The organism is Halobaculum sp. P14 (assembly GCF_051195155.1).
Lineage (GTDB): Archaea > Halobacteriota > Halobacteria > Halobacteriales > Haloferacaceae > JBNTKA01.
Map to the genome: position 1 here is coordinate 280727 of NZ_JBNTKB010000002.1, position 18058 is coordinate 298784.

An 18058-nucleotide genomic window follows, 5' to 3' on the forward strand; every position below is an offset into this window, starting at 1 on the left:
AAAGCCACATTAACGGCGGCCCCCTAGCGAAATCGAGAAATGTCACGGAGTCCGTCCCTCCCCGACCGCCCCCGCCTCGAACTCGACCCGGACATGAGCAAGGCGGAGCGGCTGGAGGCGCTTCGGCAGCACTTCGAGCGCATCGTCCAGGTGAACGAGGAGCTGGACGGCCGGCTCGACGAGGCCGAGACGCAGCGGGAAGACCTCCGCGAGGAGGTCGAGGACCTGAAGGAGCGCAACGAGGCGCTGAAGACGTCGTCGCTGTACATCGCGACCGTCGAGGAACTCACCGACGACGGCGCGGTCATCAAGCAGCACGGCAACAACCAGGAGGTGCTGACGGAGCTGTCGCCGCGGCTCGCCGACGAACTCGAAGCGGGCGACCGCGTCGCCATCAACGACTCGTTCAGCGTCCAGACCGTGCTGGACGACGAGACCGACGCCCGGGCGCAGGCGATGGAGGTCGACGCCTCCCCGGAGGTCACCTACGACGACATCGGCGGCATCGAAGACCAGGTCCGGGAGGTCCGCGAGGCCGTCGAGGACCCGCTCGTGAACGCCGAGCAGTTCCGCGAAATCGGCATCGAGCCGCCGAGCGGCGTGCTGCTGCACGGGCCGCCGGGCACCGGGAAGACGATGCTGGCGAAGGCCGTCGCGAACGAGACGGACGCGACGTTCATCAAGATGGCCGGCTCCGAACTCGTCCGGAAGTTCATCGGCGAGGGCGCCCGGCTCGTCCGCGACCTGTTCGAGCTCGCGAACGAACGCGAGCCCGCGGTCATCTTCATCGACGAGATCGACGCCGTCGCCTCCAAGCGCACGGACTCGAAGACGTCTGGCGACGCCGAGGTGCAGCGCACGATGATGCAGCTGCTCTCGGAGATGGACGGCTTCGACGACCGCGGCGAGGTCCGCATCATGGCCGCGACGAACCGGTTCGACATGCTCGACGAAGCCATCTTGCGCCCCGGCCGGTTCGACCGGCTCATCGAGGTGCCGAAGCCCGGCGCCGAGGGCCGCGAACGCATCCTCGCCATCCACACCGAGGACATGACGGTCGCCGACGACGTCGACTTCGCCGACCTCGCCGCCGAACTCGACGGGTACAGCGGCGCCGACATCGCCGCGCTCACCACCGAAGCCGGCATGTTCGCCATCCGCGACGACCGCACCGAGGTCCGCCGCGAGGACTTCGACCAGGCCCGCGAGAAGGTCGAAACCGACGACGAAGGCGCCGTCACCGACGACAACGCCTTCGGCGCCTACCAGTACTGAACCGGCGGCCGCGGCCGTCACCGCCGCGACGACGCCGTTCTTCGCCGCTCGCAGTCGACGTCGACTCCCCCCGCACTCCTCACTGACTAACCCCGCACTCCTCACCGACTGACCCCGCACGTCGGCTCCGCGTCCGGCCGGAGTGTCGACACCCACTTCTTTCCGGGCCGCCGCAGTCGACGTATGCAGATTCACGTCGCCAGCGGCACCGGCCACGCCCCGACCGCGATGGCCGCCTACGACGCCGCGCTCGCGGACGCGAACCTCCACAACTACAACCTCGTCTCCGTCTCCTCTATCGTCCCGGCGGACGCCGACGTCCGCGTCGTCGACGAGGCGCCGGACCTCGGCCCGGCCGGGAACCGACTGACGGTCGTGCAGGGGCGCGCGGACGCGACGCCGTCGGACGCCCACGAGACGGACCGCGTGAGCGCCGCGCTTGCGTGGGCGACCGGCCCCGGCCCGGGGCTGTTCTACGAGGCCGACGGCACGGACCCTGACGCCGTCCGGGAGACGGTGCTGGAGGGGCTCGCCGCCGGGGCGGAGCTCCGCGACTGGACGCTCGACGCCGAGGACTCCGCGGTGGCGACCGCGCCGACCGACGAGGACGCCTACACGGCCGCCGTCGTCGTCGCCGCCTACGGCGAGAGCGAACCGGTCGCCTGAGGCCGGTCGCGGCACGAATCCGGGGCGCCGACGCTTTTATCCCCCGGAACCGCCTATCCGCATCGTATCCTAATGAACGGCAACAACCCGTACGCGGGGGCGCCCGGCGTCGTCGAAGCCGGTCGGCCCGAGGACGTCGACCTCTCGACGGAGCAGAAGGAGTCGCTCCGCCGGGCGGTCGCCGGCATCGTCACCCGGACCGAGTCGTACCTCCCCGAGGGCTACGCCGTCGGCTCGGAGCTCTCGTACGGCGCGAACGGCCCGCAGGCCACCGTCGCCGTCCGCCCCCCGGTCGGCCACCCCGTCAGCGCCGGCTTCTCGCCGGAACTCGACGACCTCGAAGCCGGCCTCGACGACGACGACCGCACCGAGGTCGCGCAGGGACTCGCCGCCAGCGCCGCCGCACAGGTGATGCAGGCCGTCGGCGACGACCTCGAACCGACCGCGCGGTAACCCGTTCGTCACGGCCGCCGCTCGCCACCGAATCGACCCGGAAAATTCGCGGTCCGCCGCCGTTCCTCCTCGCCGTCGTCCTCGCTGCCCTCCCCGCGCTACTTCCCCCAGAACGGGTTCTGCTTCCGGCGCTTGTCGAGGTAGGCGTTCAGCGCCTCCACCTCCGTCGCTGAGATTTCGCCGGAGAGTTCCTGTTCGAGAATCTTGGCGTGTTTCTCCGGGAGGTCGACCCACAGTTCGTCGCCCTCCTCGATCTGCCGGCCGACCGTCGGGCCGTCGATGGCGATGGAGACGCGTTCGCCGGCGCGCGCCTCGTCGACGTCGTCGCCCTGCTTCTGGATGCCCGACAGCGTCCCGACGCGGTCCGGTTCGGCGCCGTCGAACGTCGCGAGGTTCCGGTTGTTCTGGAGGACGCCCGACAGCACCTCGACGCCGACGACCGCCGGGTCGTTCTGCCGGAACGTGTGGTCCGGGAGGATGCGGACCTTCGCAGGCCGGTGAATCTTGTCGAGCACCGTCTCCTGCTGGGCGCGCTCCAGTTCGTCGACGTACCGCTCGTACTCCTCGACGAGCTGGTAGATGACGTCGTCGCTGAACAGTTTGACTTCGCTCTCCTCCAGTTCGTCGGCGGCGTTCGACAGCACGTCGACGTTGAATCCGAGGATGACCCGGTTCGTCTCCTCGTTCGCGGTTTCGGCGACCGCGACGTCCCGCGGCGCCACGTCGCCGACCTCGGCGCGCAGAATCGGGATTTCGGCCTCGTCGAGCGCGTTCGCCATCGCTTCGAGGCTGCCGAGCGTGTCGGCTTTCACGACGACGCCGTCCTCGGCGGTCTCCACTTCGATCTGTGCGAGCTCTTCGCGCACCTCCTCGATGACGGCGTCGACGTCGTCGCCGCGGACGACCCGGACCGGCGCGCCCGCCATCGCGTCATCGAGGTCGGGCGCCGCGATCTTCACGCCGGCCGCCGCCGCCACCTCGTCGACGGTCTCGAACTGCTTTTCGGTCCGGATTTCGGCGTTCGGCCGCGGCTGTAACAGCGCCCGGACCTCCGTGACGATGGGCTCGTTCTGGCCGCCGACGACGATGGTGTCGCCGGTGCGGACGACGCCGTCGTACAGCACGACGTCGAGCGTCGACCCGAAGCCGCGCTCCTCTTTCACTTCGAGCACCGTCCCCTTGCCGGGGCCGGCGACGTCGATCTCCATCTCGTCTTTCATGTACCGCTGGGAGAGCCCCATCAGCACCGTCAGCAGGTCCGGGATGCCTTCGCTGGTCATCGCCGACAGCGGCACGACGCCGATGTTGTTCCGGAAGTCCTGGACGCGCCAGTAGAAGTCCGCGGAGAAGCCGGCGTCCGAGAGGTCGCCGATGAGCTCGTAGAGGTTCTCGTTCAGCGCCGACTCGGCGCGCTCGGACTGCGCTTCGAGGCTCTGCTGAATCGGGGCGCCGCGCTGGGGGTTCCAGCCGGGCGTCGTGTCCACCTTGTTGGCGGCGACGACGAACGGCGTCCCGGTGCGTTTCAGGATGGCGATGGCCTCCTCGGTCTGCGGCTGGAAGCCGTCGTTGACGTCGACGACCAGCACCGCGATGTCGGCGAGTGCGCCGCCGCGCGAGCGGAGCGTCGAAAAGGAGTGGTGGCCGGGCGTGTCGATGAACAGCAGCCCCGGCAGGTCGAAGTCGGTCGGGTCGACGAGCGCGCCCGCCATCTCCGAAATCGTGTCGAGCGGTACGGCCGTCGCGCCGATGTGCTGCGTGATAGCGCCCGCTTCGCCCTCCTGGACGGCGGAGCCGCGGATGCGGTCGAGCAGCGTCGTCTTCCCGTGGTCGACGTGCCCCAGCACCGCCACGATCGGCGTGCGGAGGGAGTCGGCGTCGGTAGTCGCGTCGGTGTCTGCGTTCGTATCTGACATGGCAGCTGACCCCCGAAGAACGGTTGGTTACGGAGTAGTCGGCGCGGACGCGAAGTAAGGGCTTCGACTCGCCCGAGCACGGCCACCACGACCGGGGCGTATTCTCCGAAACACAGCGGAGTCTACGGGTTTTCACGAGAATCGTATTTTCAGCGCAATCCGAGTACGTATTCGGAGTCCGGTCTTCGTCTCTCGGGAGCGGCGGTTCGGCGTCGTGGCGGCTGTACGCGGCGCGTCGCCGTCGGCTCACCGTCAGACGACGGCGTGGCGTTTATGCCGATAGCCCGAGAGTACCGAGGTATGGCAGACATCCTCGCCGAAAACCTCTCCGGGAAGGCCGTGATGGGCTCTGACGGCACGGAGCTCGGCATGCTGTACAACATCACGATGGACCTGAAGACGGGGTCGCTGTCGGACCTGCTGGTCACGCCGAACGAGAACCTCTCGCCGGCGCAGATCCCGTTCGACCGCGACGAGTCCGGTCGCATCCACGTCCCAGTCGGCCGCGTGCAGGCCGTGAAAGACTACATCGTCGTACGGACGTAAGGGCAGATGCAGGTTCTCGACACGTCCGCGTTCACCGAGGAGTACCACACCGAGGCCGACACCGCGTCGATCCCGCTCGTCCAGGAGGAACTGGACGGTGAGCCGGCGTTCCGCTTCGACGCCATGGAGGGCTCCGGGATGCACATTCACGTCCCGGACGACCCGACCGTCGAGAAGGTGTCCCGCGCCGCCGCGGAGGCGGACGCCGACCTCTCGGACACCGACGTCCGACTCGTCGCGGCCGCGTTCGAACTCGACGGGACGCTCGTCACGGCCGACCGGGAACTCCGGACCGTCGCCGAACGGCTCGGCGTCGACGTCCGACTCATCGGCGCGGGCGCGGTCGACGACGGCGACGCCACGTTCTCCTGTGTCGGGTGCGGCCGCGAGTTCGACGAGGAGCGCGACCGCTGCCCGGTCTGCGGCAGCGACCTGCAGCGCGAAACCGTCGCCTGAACGACCCGACGACCCAGTACTCACACTGATTCGGCGCCGACAACGTCCACACTCGGAGCGGCTGCTCCGGCCGGATTCCGCTCCGCGTCGACGCTGCCGAACATTCTCCGATTCCTCTCTCAGTACCGCGGTTTTCTCCCCAGAGCGAAGAAAACCGAGAAGTCGAGTGCTTCGCACAGATTCGGTCCTACGCTGCGAGGTACTGAATCAGGAACAGGACGCCGTTGTACGCGCCGTGTGCCAGCGCCGGGACGACGAGGTTCCCGGTGTCCTCGTAGAGGGAGCCGAGGACGCAGCCGAGCAGCGTGGCGACGAGGACGTACGCGGCCTGCTGGGTCGCGGTTCCGGTGCCGGCGAAGAAGTGGATGCTGCCGAAGAGGAGGCCGGCGACGGCGACGGCGGCCGGCGCGGGGAGCGCCCGCCGGAGTTCGCCCTGCGCGACGCCGCGGAACAGCAGTTCCTCCGCCGGGCCGACGAACAGCACCGACACGACGACCATGTAGAGGAAGTACACCGGGGCGTCGGCGCCGGGCGACAGCGCGCGGTTCTGCGCGACGTCGACGCCGACGGCGCTGAGCGCGAGCAGCAGCGCGTACTGGGCGACGAGCAGCACGACGGCGCCGCCGACGACGAACCCAGATTCGCGCCGCGTCGGCCACCGAATCCGCAGCAGTTCGCGGTCGCCGGCGTAGACGAGAAACAGCACCGCGGCGGCGGCGAAGCCGACGGTCTGCCCGATGGTCTCCGCGACCGCGAGCGCCGGCGACCCCTGCGTCGCGCCGAGAAACCGCCCGACGTCGGCGGCAATCGGAACGAGCGCCGCCGCGGCGACGAACGCCGCGAACACCGCGAGCACCGACTGGCCGAGCCGAATCGCGACGGCTCCCGGTTCGACGCCGCCGGCGTCCGCCGCGTCGCTGTCGTCCGTCATCGTCACTCCACGTCCAGCCGCCGCTTGTCGGCGACCGCGTCGGCCTCCGCGAACTCGCCGCCGCCGAGCAGCCCGCGCGCGGCGCGCTTCCCCCACTCGACTGCGGGCTGGGTGAACGTCTCCACGTCCGCGAGTTCGCCGTACAGGACGCAGGCCGCCTCGGTCGCGTACAGCAGTTCGCCGACGCCGCGCTCGTCCACACGGTCGATTTCCAGCCGGACGTTCTCGCGGCCAGCGGCGGCGAGGCTCGCCTCCGTCGCGCGGAACTCCGCGTCGAGCAGGTCGCCGAGCGACGACCCGCCGAGGTAGTCCAGGCCCTCGAGGTCGGTCGCCGGAATCTCGCGGTCCGCGGTCTCCGTCGGCCGAATCAGCGTGACGAGCTTGTCGGCCGGGCCGGCGCGGTACAGCTGGAGCTGGCTGTGCTGGTCGGTGACGCCGAGCGCCCGCGCCGGCGTCTGCCCGCGGCCGTCCTTGCCGAGCGACTCGGCCCACAGCTGCGCGAACCACTCCGCGAACCGTTCGAGCGACTCGGCGTACGGCATCACGGCGTTCGTCGCGGCGCCGCGTTCGGCGAGCGCGTACGACACGGCGCCGTAGGCGTACCCCGGCGACTCGGTGAGGCTCCCGGACAGCTTCGCGGCCTCGTCGGCGGCGCCGGCGAGCAGCGCGTCGAGGTCGTGGCCGCACACCGCGGCGGCGAACAGCCCGACGGGCGACAGCGCCGAGAACCGCCCGGGGACGCCGTCTGGGACGGCGAGCGTCGGCAGGTCGTGGCGGTCGGCGAGCCCGCGGAGGTTCCCGTCGGGGCCGGTCGTCACGACGGTCCGCTCGGTCCAGTCGACGCCGGCGGCGTCCATCGCGTCGCGGACGACGAGGAAGTTCGCGAGCGTCTCCGCGGTCGTCCCGGAGCGCGAGACGACGTTCACGACCGTCTCGGCGAGGTCGAGGTCGTCGAGCAGCGCCGTCACCCACGCCGGGTCGACGTTGTCGAGCGCGTACGCGTCGACCGGCGAGTCGAGCGCGTCGGTGATGGTGGCGGCGCCGAGCGCGCTCCCGCCGATGCCGACCGTCAGCACCGACTCCGGGTCGAAGCCGGCGGCGACGCGGCGAATCGGCGCCGGGTCGCACGTCGACGGCAGATTCAGGGCGGCGTAGCCGTGCTCCGCGTCGCGGCGGCCGCGCTCGATGCGGTCGTGCGCGTCGGCGACGCGGTCGTCGAGGTCGTCGAGGGCCGCGCGGTCGAGGCCGAGCGCCCCGTCCAGCGCGTTCCCGATGTCCGCTCGCATAGCCGAGACGGGGGGCGCCGCCCCGAAAACTCTGCCGTCCGCCGCCGAGTCGGGACGCCGAGACGGCTCGCCGAGCCAGCACGCCGCGGTCGTGGCGCGCGTGACGCGGGGCTTATGCCGAACCGGACTGAACCGTCGGCCATGACAGACGGCGACGACGCCGGAGGGAGCTACCGGGGGCTGTTCGGGGCGTTCCCGTACGCCTTCCGGCGCAGCGACTCGCTGCTGTTCCGGTCGTACGTGGTCGTCGGCGGCGTCGCGGCGCTGCTGTTGACGGTGCTGTTCGCGCTGGCGCTCGTCACGCTGTTCGGCGCGACCGCCGGCGCCCGCTTCTCGGTCGCCCGCGCGTTCTTCTTCCTCGTCGGCCTCGCCGCCGTCGGCCCGACCGTGACGCCGGTGCTGCTCGTCGCCCGGTCGCACCGCCGCGGAAGCAGCCGACGGGACGGCTACGACGCCGCGCTCGCCGCGGCCGGCTACCTGTTCCTCGCGTCGCTGTACCTCGGCGCGGTCACCGCGGCGCCGCCGTCGCTCCGGTCGCCCGCCACCGGCCCCGTCGTCGCCGCGCTGTACGACCTGCCGTCGATAGCCGCGCTCGCGTTCCCCGTCGCCGGGTCGGCGCTCATCTGGGCCGCACACCGCCTCCGACGCTGACCCCGGGCTGCGACCACTGGCCACGCCGCCGACCCTCCGCGAGCGGCCTGCCGCCGACCGACCATCCACGGTCGACGCGCCGCGAAACCGGGAAAAGCCTCCGCCGCGTACACCGGGCAATGACAGACCGAGACATCGACATGGACGCGCTCACCGACGCGCTCGAATCGGCGTCCGACGCGGAGCCCGCCGACCCGAGCGGCGAGAAGGAAGGGACGTTCCTCGTCACCCACGCCGACGAGGACTCCGCGGTGCTCCGCGACGTCACCTCCGGGCAGGTCCACACGCTCTCGTCGAACTCCGGCGTCGACGCCGGCGAAGCCATCGAGGGCGTCGTCGCGCCCGACCCGCCGATGAACGTCTCCTGGCAGCTCGTCGAGGTGGAGTCGCGCCGCAGCATCGAACTCGTCGACAGCGACCAGTCGCCGACCCAGAACGCCCTCGACATCGCCGCCGACCAGGACGTCGGCGAACTCACCCGCACCGAACGCGCGGGCGACGGCGAACTCCACGTCATCACGGTCCCCGAAGCCGACACCGCCGACGCCGCCGCGGACGTCCTCGACGACCGCGACACGACGCTCAGCCGCGCGGCCCGACTCGGCGTCAACCGCGTCGAAGTCCGGACCGCGCCCGGTGTCGTCGTCGTCCGCTACCTCCCCTGACTGCCGGATTTCGACGCTGTTCGCGGTTCTCTCGACGACTCCGGAGCCGAGAAATTCCTTCGTCACTACCGCTCATAAACTGCCTGTCGCGATATCGAATCCTCGGAAGTCAGTCGTCACAGCCGCTTCGCGGAACGCGGAGCCACAGAGAAAACCGGTTCGTCGGCGCTCGATTCGACCGTTCCCCTACTCGGCGCGTCGCCGCCGGACCTCCGGAATCGGCCGGAGGACGCCGAACGCGACGCGGACGCAGAGGAAGCCGACGCCGAGGCCGACCAGCAGTATCGGCAGCACCGAAAACGGCACCGTGTCCGTGAAGAGGCCCGCGGCGATGGCGACGATGAGCGCGGCGCCCGACGCCCCGAGCAGCCACACCCCTTTGCGGCTCCGGTCGGACGCCATCGTCAGCGCCGCGAACACGGCGGCCGCGGCGACGCCGACCCACCACAGCTCCGTCGCGACCCCGGTGGTCGTCATCAGCACGAAGCCGACGGCGATGTTCGTCGCGGCGACCGCGACGTCCTGCAGCACGATAGTCCGGTCTGGAGGGCGCACGCCGGACCACTCGCCCGAGTCGCCCTAAAGGCTGCGTCCGGGCGGACCGGCGAGCCTGCGCGGCGCCGAATCGGCGGTCGCCGCCCGGCTCAACTCAGGTCGCGCCGCGAGAACCAGAGCTGGCTGGCTGCGACGAGGACGACCGCGGCGCCGAGCAGGACGCCGGCGCCGACGAGGTCGTAGGTGTGGTCGAGCAGGATCGCGTTCGGGTCGAGGTACCGCATCGGCGCGACGTTCCCGGCCCACGCGTAGTCGGCGCCGGACACCACGGTTTCGAGCAGGTACAGCCCGAACACGACGCCGAGCGCGCCGCGCTGGGCGGTCGACGCGCGGTCGACGCTCACCGACAGCGTCAGCCCGATGGCGGCACAGCACAGCAGGTACGGAATCGACAGCAGGTGCATCATCGCGACCGCGACGACGTCGACCGGGTAGCCGACGGCCGACGAGGCGACGACCACGACGACCGGCGTCGTGACGTTGATGGCGATGATGGGGACGAGAAGCGCCGCGAACTTCTCGGCGACGAGCCGCGCACGCGACACCGGCAGCGACAGCAGCAGGTCGATGTGGCCGCGGTCGACGTCGTCGGCGACGACGCCCGCCGCCGCGTACGCCACGTAGATGCCGACGAGCAGCATCCAGCCGGCCGTGTACAGCTCCGTCGCGAGGAACCCCTCGATGGTGGTGAGCGACCGAACGTTGAACGCCTCCATCAGCGCGTCCGGGTACGCCGACAGGAGCTGGTCGAGCTGCTCGGGCGTCAGGCTCACCGCGAACGACGGGTACACCGACACGAAGAACGCGGCGGCGACGCCGAGCAGCGCCGCCATCGCGGCGGCGCCCCGCAGCCGCTTTCGCGCCTCGTACGCGGCGATTTCAAGCATCGCCGCCCCCGTAAAACCGCATGAACACCTCGTCGAGCGGCGCCTCCTCCACGTCGAACTCGCGGAGTTCCAGGTCGGCGACGGCGGCCGTGAGGTCGTTGACGTCGCCGGTGAACGTGAACGACACGTCGGTCTCCACCTGGTCGGCGTCTGTGCCGGCGCCGCGGACGACGCGCCGGTCGATGTCGTGGACGCCGTCGAAGTCGAACGTCGACGCCGGCGGCTCGCCGACGACGCGGAGCCTGACGACCTTCCCGCTCCGGGTCAGCAGCTCCGAGACGGACTCGGTCGCGACGAGTTCGCCGTCGCGGAGCACGGCGACGCGGTCGCAGAGCCGCCGCACCTCGCTCAGCACGTGCGACGAGAAGAACACGGTGACGCCGCGGCTCCGCTCGGCCTGCACGAAGTCGTTGAACTCCCGCTGGACGAGCGGGTCGAGCCCGGACGTCGGCTCGTCCATGATGACGAGCGCCGGGTCGTGCATGAACGCCTGCACGACGGCGAGCTTCTGGACGTTCCCGGTCGAGTAGTCCCGGACCGGCCGGTCGAGCGGCACGTCGAACCGGTCGAGCAGTTCGGCGCGTCGGCTGTCGCCTTTGACGTCGCCGTGCAGGTCGAGAATCTCCGCGCCGGTCGACCCCGCGTCGAACGTCGGGCTCGCCGGGACGTAGCCGAGTCGCCGCTTCGCTTCCAGCAGGTCGCGCTCCGCCCGGACGTCCGCGCCGAGGACGGTCGCGGTCCCCGACGTCGGCGTCTGAATCCCGAGCAGCGTCCGAATCGCCGTCGTCTTCCCGGCGCCGTTCGGCCCGAGAAAGCCGAGGATTTCGCCCTCCTCGACCGTGAACGACAGCGAGTCGACGCCGACGACCTCGCCGTACCGCTTGGTGAGGTCGGACACTTCGATGGCTGCCATGTCGGAGTCACGTCAGCCTGCGGGGATAGCTGTTCTGGCGACTCCGATGCGGCCGCCCGCGCCGCAGACCCGTCGAGCCAGACTCAGAGCACCCGGAACACCCGGACCGTGTCCCGGTCGCCCGGTTCTTCGAGCAGCTGCGCCAGCCCGCGGTCGGAGAACACGCGCTTCCAGTTCCGGTGGTACAGCGGGAACTCGTCTTGCACGTAGCTCACCTCCGCGCCCTCGCGGCCGCGCTCCGGGCTGTTCCCCTCGTTCTCGGCGGTGACGAGCAGGTTCGACGCGACGCGCGCCAGCTCGTCGAACACCCACTCGTCGTCGGGGTGGACGTGCTGGAGCGTCTCGACGGAGAACACCACGTCGAACGCGTCGTCGTCGAACTCCGGGACCAGGTCTTCGAGCGCGCCGACGTGGAACGTCCCGGTTTCGGCGAGCCGCGGGAAGTACTCCGCCATCACGTCGAACGACTCGTCGTTGAGGTCGACGCCGGTGAGGTTCTCGTAGCCGCGCTCGCGGAGGTGCGCGAGGTGGCGGCCGGAGCTACAGCCGACTTCGAGGACCGCGGCGTCCTCGTCGACGTACAGGTCGAAGACGTCCGCGAGCACGTCGCTCACCTCGTTCGGGCCGCTCTCGGCGTAGTACGCCGGGGAGTAGTCGCCCGAGCGCTCCGCCCAGCCGCGGTGGTTGGTCTCCGGGTCCATACCCCAACCGTGCGGCCCCGGAAGTATAGGCTCCGCGAAACCCTTGCTGCGCACTGCCGAGCTGGTTTGATATCGCTATATTCGATTTATCGTGTTGGGGAGCGAGCTTTGACTCTCACTGTGGCACACCAGCAGCGCTGCCGGACGACTGATTCGGGTCCACGACGAGGGACAGCCGCTCCGCGCCGATACGGTTCCGGTCCGTCCGTGGCCGCGTCAGACGGGCGCATCGGCGAAGAAGAAGGCTTATTCGGCGCGCGGGGGGAGTCGCCTGCATGGCTCGATTCGAGGTACCGGAGGTCGATTACACCCGGTACACGAACCGGCAGCTCGCCGCCGTCCCGCTCGCGGTGCTCGCCGTCGCCCTCGTCGTCATCGGCGGGATGTTCGTCGCGACGGGCGCGCCGGTGGACCCCGGGATCGACTTCACCGGCGGCACGCAGCTCCGCGTCGCGGTCGACGCGCCGAGCGGGCAGGCCCAAGAACAGATACGGGCGGCGTTCTCGGCGACGCCCGACACCATCCAGTCGGTGCGGGGAAGCGACATCTACATCGTGACGTTCGAGAAGAGCGACGTCTCCGCGACGCAGCTCGAACAGCAGGCCCAGCAGGCCGGCTTCACCGTCCAGTCGACCGAGAACGTCTCCGCTGGCTTCGGCCAGCAGACGCAGTGGCTCGCGCTCGGCGGGGTCGTCGTCGCGTTCCTCGGCATGTCGGTGCTGGTGTTCGGGATGTTCCGGTCGTTCGTCCCGTCCATCGCCGTCGTCGTCTCGGCGTTCTCCGACATCGTCATCCCGGTGGCGCTGATGAACCTCCTCGGCATCGAACTCACGCTCGGGACGGTCGCGGCGCTCCTGATGCTCATCGGGTACTCCGTCGACTCCGACATCCTCCTGAACAACCACGTCCTCCGGCGCTCGGGTGACTTCTACGAGTCCACCCACCGCGCGATGCGGACGGGTGTGACGATGACGCTGACGTCGCTCGCCGCGATGGCCGTGATGGCGGTCGCCGCGACGCTGCTCGGCATCGGACTGCTCTCCAGCATCGGCATCATCCTGGTGTTCGGGCTGGCCGCCGACCTGATGAACACGTATATGCTGAACCTCAGTCTGCTTCGCTGGTACAAGTTCGAGGGGGTGGCGCGATGAGCGTCGTCGACTCCGTCAAGGACAACTGGCGGGTCGGGCTGCTCATCCTCGTGCTGCTCGGCTCCACGGTGTTCCTGTTCGCGCCCGGGTTCGCGCCGCAGGCCCCCGTCGGCGGTGAAGGGCAGGCCGCCGACCGGCCGACGAACCTGAAGTACGGCCTCCAGCTCTCCGGCGGTGCGCGCGTCCGCGCGCCCCCGGTCGGCATCACCGCCGAGGAGGTCCAGTTCGGCCAGACCCCGGTGAGCGAAGTCGAAGCCGCGGTGGCGGCGAACATCGAGGGCGTCGACGCGACCGACGTCATCGCGCGCCGCACCACCCAGACGCAGGGCACCGTGGAGGTCGTCACCGAGAACGTCACGCAGACCGAACTCGGAACCGCCCTCCAGGAGGCCGGCTACGAGTACGCGACCATCCGCGACGGCGTGACCGAGGCGACGCGGCAGGAAATCGTCCGCGTCCTCGAATCGAAGATCAACGAGGCGGGGCTGTCCGGCGGCACGGTCCGCGTGTCGACGACGGCGGGCGGCGAGCACTTCATCATCGTCGAGGTGCCGGGCCAGGACCGCCAGAGCGTCATCGACCTGGTGAACCGCCGCGGGACGGTCCGTATCACGGCCTACCACCAGGTGAACGGGTCGTACGTCAACACCACCGTCCTCACGCAGGGCGACTTCAAACGCATCGGGTCCGCGAAGGAGGCGCAGTCCGGCCCCGGCGCGTACGTCCCGGTGGCCGTCGAGGACTCCGAGGCAGAACGGGTCCAGCGCCTGTTCGTCGAAACCGGCGTCGCACAGCAGGGCGGGTCGCAGTGTACCTTCCCGAGTAACAGCACGGAGCCGTGCATCCTGGTCATCCGCGACGGCCGCGTCGTCTCCTCGTTCGGGATGACGCCGAGTCTCGCCCAGTCGATGCGGCAGGGCGAGTGGGCGAAGGACCCGGCGTTCCGGCTGTCGACGCAGAACCTCTCCGAGGCGCAGCAGGTCGCCGTCGACCTCCGCGCCGGCGCGCTCCCCGCGCCGCTCGACGTCGGTGAAGGCGGCGAAGGGACGTCGTCGTACATCTCGCCCGCGCAGGGTGAGCGGTTCAAGACCGACTCGCTGCTCATCGGGCTCGTCGCGGTGCTCACCGTGAGCGCCGTCGTGTTCTTCCGGTACGGCGAGGCCGAGGTCGCGCTGCCGATGATCGTCACCGCGATGGCGGAGGTGTACGTGCTGCTCGGCATCGCGGCGCTCATCAAGTACCCGCTGGACCTGTCGGTCATCGCCGGGTTCATCGCCGTCATCGGGACCGGCGTCGACGACCTCGTCATCATCGCCGACGAGGTGATGAGCGAGGGCGACGTGAACAGTCGCCGCGTCTTCCAGTCGCGCTTCCGGAAGGCGTTCTGGGTCATCGGCGCCGCCGCCGCGACCACCATCGTCGCGATGTCGCCGCTCGCCGTGCTGTCGCTCGGCGACCTGCAGGGGTTCGCCATCTTCACCATCCTCGGCGTGCTGGTCGGCGTCCTCATCACCCGGCCCGCCTACGGCGACATCCTGCGCGCGCTCCTCACCGACCGCTGACGGCTCCGCCCGGTCCGGCCTCCCCCGGCCCGACCCGGCCGAGTCCGATTCGGCTCGCTGCGTTTTCCGCGCCGCGACGGACCGATTCTCGGTGGCTCGACGAGATTGGCCACAATCTCCAAACAGCGCCCGCTGGACGGTCCGTACAGCGCAATGAATCAGTTAGCCGAGTTCGACCACCGGACCGGTCGCGACGCCGGGTCGGGGTCGCTCCGAAACCTCGCGGAGTACTACGACTGGGAACTGGACGAGGCGACGGCGTTCGGGCTTGGCGGCGGTGTCGCGTCCGTCGCGGTCGACCGGCCCGAGGGCGACCGACCCGGCTTCCTCGGGCGGGTGCCGTGGCTCGACGAGCAGTTCTTCGAGTCCATCGACGTGACGTACCGCGTCCGCGACGGGTTCGACTTCGGGACGGCGTGGGAGAACGTCGCGGGGCGCGTCGACGCCGAGGAGCCGCCGCTGTTGACGCTCGACCCGGCCGAGCTGCGGCACGTGCCGCGGACGCAGTCGGTGCCGGCGCACACCGTCGTCGCCATCGGCGTCGGCGACGACAGCATGCTCGTGTCGGACCCGACCCGGGACGAACCGGTCGAACTCGACCGCGAGACGCTGGAGGCGGCGTGGTCCGTCGACGCCCCGGTGTCGACCGCGAACCGGTACGTCGTCGCGGAGTTCGGCGCCGACGCGGACCTCGAAACGGCGGCGAACCGGGCGCTCCGCGAGACCACCGGCTACGTCCTCGACACCGCGACGTACGACCGGACGCTCGGCGGCTCCGACGAGTACGGCGACCACGGCCCCGACGCGCTCCGGTCGCTCGCAGCCGACCTCGACGGCTGGACGGACCCGGGCGACGAGTCGGCGATCAGGCTGCTCCGGCGCGCCGTCACCGAGCACGGCCGCGGCGCCGCGTACCGCCGGCTGTACGCCGAGTCGCTGACGGTGCTGGCGTCGGAGGCCGGCGTCGGCGGCGGACAGTCGGGGAAGATGGACGACGTCGCCGACGAGTGGGAGGCGTTCGCAGACCACCTCGCGGACGCCGCGGAGGCGTACGAGACGGACGCCCGCGTCGCCGCGCTCGACCGGGCCGCGGCGACGCTCGCGGACATCGCCGACCAGGAGGAGGCGTTCTTCGAGCACGTCCGCGAGGAACTGTAGCGGCTAGTCGCCGCGTTCGGCGTCGAGCCAGTCGACGACGGCGGCTTCGAGGCGGTCGAGCGCTGCTTCGACGGTGAGTTCGTCGGTGTCGAGCGTCAGGTCGGCCCGCGGCGGTTCGAACGCCGCGTCGACGGCGTACACGCCGCGCTCCGAGATTGGCTCGTCGCGGGCGCGGTTCCGGGCGACGCACGTCTCCACGGCGGCGTCCACCCAGACGACGTAGACGTCCCGGAGCGTCTGGAACCGGACGCGCCACTCCCGCCTGTGGAAGGTGCCGTCGAGAATCCAGTCGGCGTCGCTGCCGGCGACCCGCTCGTACATGCGCTCGTACGTGCGGCGCCGGTAGTCGTCCGAGTGCAGCAGTTCGAACGTGTAGCCCGCGTCGGCCAGTCGGCGCTGCAGCCGCGTCGCGAGCGTCGTCTTCCCCGACGCCGGAAGCCCGCAGAGCAGCACGAACACGGCCGTGGCGTCGGCCGCTGAACGGAAAGCGGTTGCCGCCGCGGGTCCGGCGCGGACTCGCGGTCCCGTCGAACGCGCCCCGAATCGGCCCGAACGTTGACCTTCGCCGCGGCCGAACCGCGCCGCATGGTCACACTGTTCTGTGACAACTGCGGCGAGAAGTGGGAGTACACCGGCGACAAACCGACGGGGGCGTACGTCGACTGTCCGCAGTGCGGCCACGACGTCGAGATTTCGGAGTTCGGCGAGTAGCCGGCCGCCGGACGGTCACTCCGTACCGCGGCAGGCCGCTGTTTTTGCGTTCTCGGAACGGATTCCCGAGTGATTTGTCCGTAGCCGTGGGTTCGCCAGCCGCCGCGGTTCGTGGTATGGGTTGACGTCCCAATTAAACACGCTAAGGACGAAATAGTGGATGAATGTATATTATCATTATCGTTCATAATGTTTTTCTGTTGGCGGGAGGACGCGGCAGATGAGGTCAACACGATGGCTGTACGCACCCACGCATCCGGCCGACCGACCCGTGAATCGACCACCAGACCACCCCAGCCGCCGACACGAACACCACCCCGATGACAAAGACCGACCCACGAACCGAAGAACTGCGAACCGAAGCGCCCCTCGTCCCCGACCTGCGTCGGCGCGAGCGACCCGACACCGACGAACTCCGATTCGAACTCGCAGCGATTCGTAGCCGACTCGACAGCATCGAACGAGCGATGCAGCCCGACACGGAGGATATCTGATGAACCCGACTGAACTCGACGACGACGTCTTCACCCGCGACATCGACAATCCGAAAGCCCGCGAACTCCGCGAGATGTTCGACTCGCAGGACTTCGTGTTCGCGCCCGGCATGTACCACGCGCTCGACGCGCGGCTCGCCGAGATGACCGGCCACGACGCCGCCTACATGAGCGGCTACTCGACGGTCCTCGGCCAGTTCGGCTTCCCGGACCTCGAGATGGTGACGATGACCGAGATGGTCGAGAACGCTAAGCGGATGGTCGAAGCCACGAACATCCCGGTCATCGCCGACTGCGACACCGGCTACGGCGGCATCCACAACGTCCGCCGCGCCGTCCGCGAGTACGAGAAGGCCGGCGTCGCCGCCATCCACATCGAAGACCAGACGACGCCGAAGCGCTGCGGCCACATCGCCGGCAAGCAGATCGTCTCCCGGGAGGACGCCCGGGCCCGGTTCGAGGCCGCCGTCGACGCGAAGCAGTCCGAGGACACCGTCATCATCGCCCGGACGGACGCGTACGGCTCCGCGAACGGCGACTGGGAGGAACACCTCGAACGCGGCCGCATCTACGCCGACGCCGGCGTCGACATGGTCTGGCCGGAGATGCCGGACCCGAGCCGCGAAGACGCCGTCGAGTACGCCGAAACCATCCACGAAACCCACCCGGACCTCGACCTCGCGTTCAACTACTCGTCGTCGTTCGAGTGGAGCGCCGAGGACGACCCGCTCACGTTCCAAGAGCTCGGCGACCTCGGCTACAAGTACATCTTCATCACGCTGTTCGGGCTGCACTCGGGCGCCCACAGCGTCTACGAGGACTTCAAGACGCTCGCCGAAGAGGACGAGCAGGGCCAGTTCGACCTGGAGCAGCGCTACATCGGCCACGAGACCGAGAGCCACCACGAACTCTCGTTCGTCTCGCGCTACCAGGACATCGAAGCCGAGTTCGACCCGGAGGCGAAAAAGCGCATGGAGGAGTCCGAGGGCTTCTCGGAGGAGGAATCCGACCCCATCAGCACCGACGACGACTGACGACCCGCGACGCGACCGCCGGCTCCGCCACCGGCGTCGCAGGTGCTCCA

Annotated in this window: 20 protein-coding genes; 12 read left to right on the forward strand and 8 right to left on the reverse strand. The window is 69.9% G+C overall.

The annotated features are described in order from the left end of the window. Window positions 1-39 precede the first annotated feature (39 nt). The 3 genes from pan2 to ACQUS7_RS06535 all read left to right on the forward strand — a co-directional run bounded on the left by pan2 (window position 40) and on the right by ACQUS7_RS06535 (window position 2394). Window positions 40-1275 carry a proteasome-activating nucleotidase Pan2 gene (gene pan2 / locus ACQUS7_RS06525; protein ID WP_435124198.1) on the forward strand — a complete coding sequence of 412 codons (1236 nt, stop codon included), beginning with the start codon at window positions 40-42 and terminating at the stop codon, window positions 1273-1275. 183 nt (window positions 1276-1458) lie between these two features. Then, entirely contained in the window at window positions 1459-1941 is a 483-nt protein-coding gene (locus tag ACQUS7_RS06530) for a pyruvoyl-dependent arginine decarboxylase (RefSeq protein WP_435145745.1), read from the forward strand. Between the two features lie 72 nt (window positions 1942-2013). Continuing rightward, entirely contained in the window at window positions 2014-2394 is a 381-nt protein-coding gene (locus ACQUS7_RS06535) for a DUF5811 family protein (RefSeq protein WP_435145747.1), read from the forward strand. A 98-nt stretch (window positions 2395-2492) separates the two neighbouring features. Here the strand turns inward: ACQUS7_RS06535 and infB are convergent, their stop codons facing one another. Continuing rightward, window positions 2493-4307, reverse strand: a complete 1815-nt coding sequence (gene infB / locus ACQUS7_RS06540; protein WP_435124203.1) for a translation initiation factor IF-2 — start codon at window positions 4305-4307, stop codon at window positions 2493-2495. Between the two features lie 300 nt (window positions 4308-4607). On the opposite strand from infB, the gene ACQUS7_RS06545 reads away from it, so the two are divergent. Both ACQUS7_RS06545 and ACQUS7_RS06550 read left to right on the forward strand, forming a co-directional pair. Continuing rightward, window positions 4608-4853, forward strand: coding sequence for a PRC-barrel domain-containing protein (locus ACQUS7_RS06545; RefSeq protein WP_435124205.1), 246 nt, complete (start codon window positions 4608-4610; stop codon window positions 4851-4853). A gap of 6 nt (window positions 4854-4859) precedes the next feature. After that, a complete protein-coding gene (locus ACQUS7_RS06550; RefSeq protein WP_435145749.1) occupies window positions 4860-5309 on the forward strand; it encodes an NOB1 family endonuclease in 450 nt (149 codons plus the stop codon). A gap of 187 nt (window positions 5310-5496) precedes the next feature. On the opposite strand, the gene ACQUS7_RS06555 is transcribed toward ACQUS7_RS06550, so the two are convergent. Continuing rightward, on the reverse strand, window positions 5497-6240 hold the full coding sequence (locus ACQUS7_RS06555) for a CPBP family intramembrane glutamic endopeptidase (RefSeq protein WP_435145751.1): 744 nt from the start codon (window positions 6238-6240) through the stop codon (window positions 5497-5499). Window positions 6241-6242: 2 nt separating this feature from the next. Next, the gene (locus ACQUS7_RS06560; RefSeq protein ID WP_435145753.1) at window positions 6243-7526 is read right to left on the reverse strand and encodes a glucose-6-phosphate isomerase; all 1284 of its coding nucleotides are present in this window, start codon (window positions 7524-7526) and stop codon (window positions 6243-6245) included. Window positions 7527-7667: 141 nt separating this feature from the next. Here ACQUS7_RS06560 and ACQUS7_RS06565 point away from each other — a divergent pair, with 141 nt between their 5' ends. Both ACQUS7_RS06565 and ACQUS7_RS06570 read left to right on the forward strand, forming a co-directional pair. Next, a complete protein-coding gene (locus ACQUS7_RS06565; protein ID WP_435145755.1) occupies window positions 7668-8177 on the forward strand; it encodes a hypothetical protein in 510 nt (169 codons plus the stop codon). Window positions 8178-8317: 140 nt separating this feature from the next. After that, a complete protein-coding gene (locus tag ACQUS7_RS06570) occupies window positions 8318-8842 on the forward strand; it encodes a DUF5812 family protein (RefSeq protein WP_435145892.1) in 525 nt (174 codons plus the stop codon). 186 nt (window positions 8843-9028) lie between these two features. On the opposite strand, the gene ACQUS7_RS06575 is transcribed toward ACQUS7_RS06570, so the two are convergent. The 4 genes from ACQUS7_RS06575 to ACQUS7_RS06590 form a co-directional block, all read right to left on the reverse strand. After that, window positions 9029-9397, reverse strand: a complete 369-nt coding sequence (locus tag ACQUS7_RS06575) for a hypothetical protein (RefSeq protein ID WP_435124212.1) — start codon at window positions 9395-9397, stop codon at window positions 9029-9031. Window positions 9398-9486: 89 nt separating this feature from the next. After that, the gene (locus ACQUS7_RS06580; RefSeq protein WP_435145757.1) at window positions 9487-10284 is read right to left on the reverse strand and encodes an ABC transporter permease subunit; all 798 of its coding nucleotides are present in this window, start codon (window positions 10282-10284) and stop codon (window positions 9487-9489) included. Then, window positions 10277-11197: an ABC transporter ATP-binding protein gene (locus ACQUS7_RS06585; RefSeq protein ID WP_435145759.1), complete on the reverse strand. Its 921-nt coding sequence runs from the start codon at window positions 11195-11197 to the stop codon at window positions 10277-10279. Before ACQUS7_RS06585 ends, ACQUS7_RS06580 begins: the two co-directional genes overlap by 8 nt. 83 nt (window positions 11198-11280) lie before the next feature. After that, window positions 11281-11898, reverse strand: a complete 618-nt coding sequence (locus tag ACQUS7_RS06590; protein WP_435145761.1) for a class I SAM-dependent methyltransferase — start codon at window positions 11896-11898, stop codon at window positions 11281-11283. Window positions 11899-12173: 275 nt separating this feature from the next. On the opposite strand from ACQUS7_RS06590, the gene secF reads away from it, so the two are divergent. The 3 genes from secF to ACQUS7_RS06605 all read left to right on the forward strand — a co-directional run bounded on the left by secF (window position 12174) and on the right by ACQUS7_RS06605 (window position 15769). Next, complete coding sequence (gene secF / locus ACQUS7_RS06595) at window positions 12174-13049, forward strand: protein translocase subunit SecF (protein ID WP_435145762.1); 876 nt, start codon at window positions 12174-12176, stop codon at window positions 13047-13049. Further along, window positions 13046-14611, forward strand: coding sequence for a preprotein translocase subunit SecD (locus ACQUS7_RS06600; protein WP_435124220.1), 1566 nt, complete (start codon window positions 13046-13048; stop codon window positions 14609-14611). The genes secF and ACQUS7_RS06600 overlap by 4 nt, the downstream gene beginning before the upstream one ends. 153 nt (window positions 14612-14764) lie before the next feature. Next, the gene (locus ACQUS7_RS06605; RefSeq protein WP_435145763.1) at window positions 14765-15769 is read left to right on the forward strand and encodes a BtrH N-terminal domain-containing protein; all 1005 of its coding nucleotides are present in this window, start codon (window positions 14765-14767) and stop codon (window positions 15767-15769) included. A 3-nt stretch (window positions 15770-15772) separates the two neighbouring features. Here ACQUS7_RS06605 and ACQUS7_RS06610 read toward each other — a convergent pair whose 3' ends face one another. Then, window positions 15773-16228, reverse strand: a complete 456-nt coding sequence (locus ACQUS7_RS06610; RefSeq protein WP_435145765.1) for an AAA family ATPase — start codon at window positions 16226-16228, stop codon at window positions 15773-15775. A gap of 126 nt (window positions 16229-16354) precedes the next feature. Between ACQUS7_RS06610 and ACQUS7_RS06615 the strand changes: the two genes are divergently transcribed. Both ACQUS7_RS06615 and aceA read left to right on the forward strand, forming a co-directional pair. Continuing rightward, a complete protein-coding gene (locus tag ACQUS7_RS06615; protein ID WP_435145767.1) occupies window positions 16355-16480 on the forward strand; it encodes a hypothetical protein in 126 nt (41 codons plus the stop codon). A 493-nt stretch (window positions 16481-16973) separates the two neighbouring features. Next, window positions 16974-18008 carry an isocitrate lyase gene (gene aceA / locus ACQUS7_RS06620; RefSeq protein ID WP_435145769.1) on the forward strand — a complete coding sequence of 345 codons (1035 nt, stop codon included), beginning with the start codon at window positions 16974-16976 and terminating at the stop codon, window positions 18006-18008. The last annotated feature ends 50 nt before the right edge of the window (window positions 18009-18058 follow it).

What these genes read in the sequence shown, in the direction of transcription:
- ACQUS7_RS06605 (WP_435145763.1), top strand. Translation starts at nt 14,765, where the DNA reads ATGAATCAGTTAGCCGAGTTCGACCACCGGACCGGTCGCGACGCCGGG.
- ACQUS7_RS06570 (WP_435145892.1), top strand. Translation starts at nt 8,318, where the DNA reads ATGGACGCGCTCACCGACGCGCTCGAATCGGCGTCCGACGCGGAGCCC.
- ACQUS7_RS06530 (WP_435145745.1), top strand. Translation starts at nt 1,459, where the DNA reads ATGCAGATTCACGTCGCCAGCGGCACCGGCCACGCCCCGACCGCGATG.
- aceA (WP_435145769.1), top strand. Translation starts at nt 16,974, where the DNA reads ATGAACCCGACTGAACTCGACGACGACGTCTTCACCCGCGACATCGAC.
- infB (WP_435124203.1), bottom strand. Translation starts at nt 4,307, where the DNA reads ATGTCAGATACGAACGCAGACACCGACGCGACTACCGACGCCGACTCC.
- ACQUS7_RS06615 (WP_435145767.1), top strand. Translation starts at nt 16,355, where the DNA reads ATGGTCACACTGTTCTGTGACAACTGCGGCGAGAAGTGGGAGTACACC.
- ACQUS7_RS06580 (WP_435145757.1), bottom strand. Translation starts at nt 10,284, where the DNA reads ATGCTTGAAATCGCCGCGTACGAGGCGCGAAAGCGGCTGCGGGGCGCC.
- secF (WP_435145762.1), top strand. Translation starts at nt 12,174, where the DNA reads ATGGCTCGATTCGAGGTACCGGAGGTCGATTACACCCGGTACACGAAC.
- ACQUS7_RS06590 (WP_435145761.1), bottom strand. Translation starts at nt 11,898, where the DNA reads ATGGACCCGGAGACCAACCACCGCGGCTGGGCGGAGCGCTCGGGCGAC.
- ACQUS7_RS06555 (WP_435145751.1), bottom strand. Translation starts at nt 6,240, where the DNA reads ATGACGGACGACAGCGACGCGGCGGACGCCGGCGGCGTCGAACCGGGA.
- ACQUS7_RS06600 (WP_435124220.1), top strand. Translation starts at nt 13,046, where the DNA reads ATGAGCGTCGTCGACTCCGTCAAGGACAACTGGCGGGTCGGGCTGCTC.
- ACQUS7_RS06535 (WP_435145747.1), top strand. Translation starts at nt 2,014, where the DNA reads ATGAACGGCAACAACCCGTACGCGGGGGCGCCCGGCGTCGTCGAAGCC.
- ACQUS7_RS06560 (WP_435145753.1), bottom strand. Translation starts at nt 7,526, where the DNA reads ATGCGAGCGGACATCGGGAACGCGCTGGACGGGGCGCTCGGCCTCGAC.
- ACQUS7_RS06565 (WP_435145755.1), top strand. Translation starts at nt 7,668, where the DNA reads ATGACAGACGGCGACGACGCCGGAGGGAGCTACCGGGGGCTGTTCGGG.
- ACQUS7_RS06550 (WP_435145749.1), top strand. Translation starts at nt 4,860, where the DNA reads ATGCAGGTTCTCGACACGTCCGCGTTCACCGAGGAGTACCACACCGAG.
- ACQUS7_RS06585 (WP_435145759.1), bottom strand. Translation starts at nt 11,197, where the DNA reads ATGGCAGCCATCGAAGTGTCCGACCTCACCAAGCGGTACGGCGAGGTC.
- ACQUS7_RS06545 (WP_435124205.1), top strand. Translation starts at nt 4,608, where the DNA reads ATGGCAGACATCCTCGCCGAAAACCTCTCCGGGAAGGCCGTGATGGGC.
- pan2 (WP_435124198.1), top strand. Translation starts at nt 40, where the DNA reads ATGTCACGGAGTCCGTCCCTCCCCGACCGCCCCCGCCTCGAACTCGAC.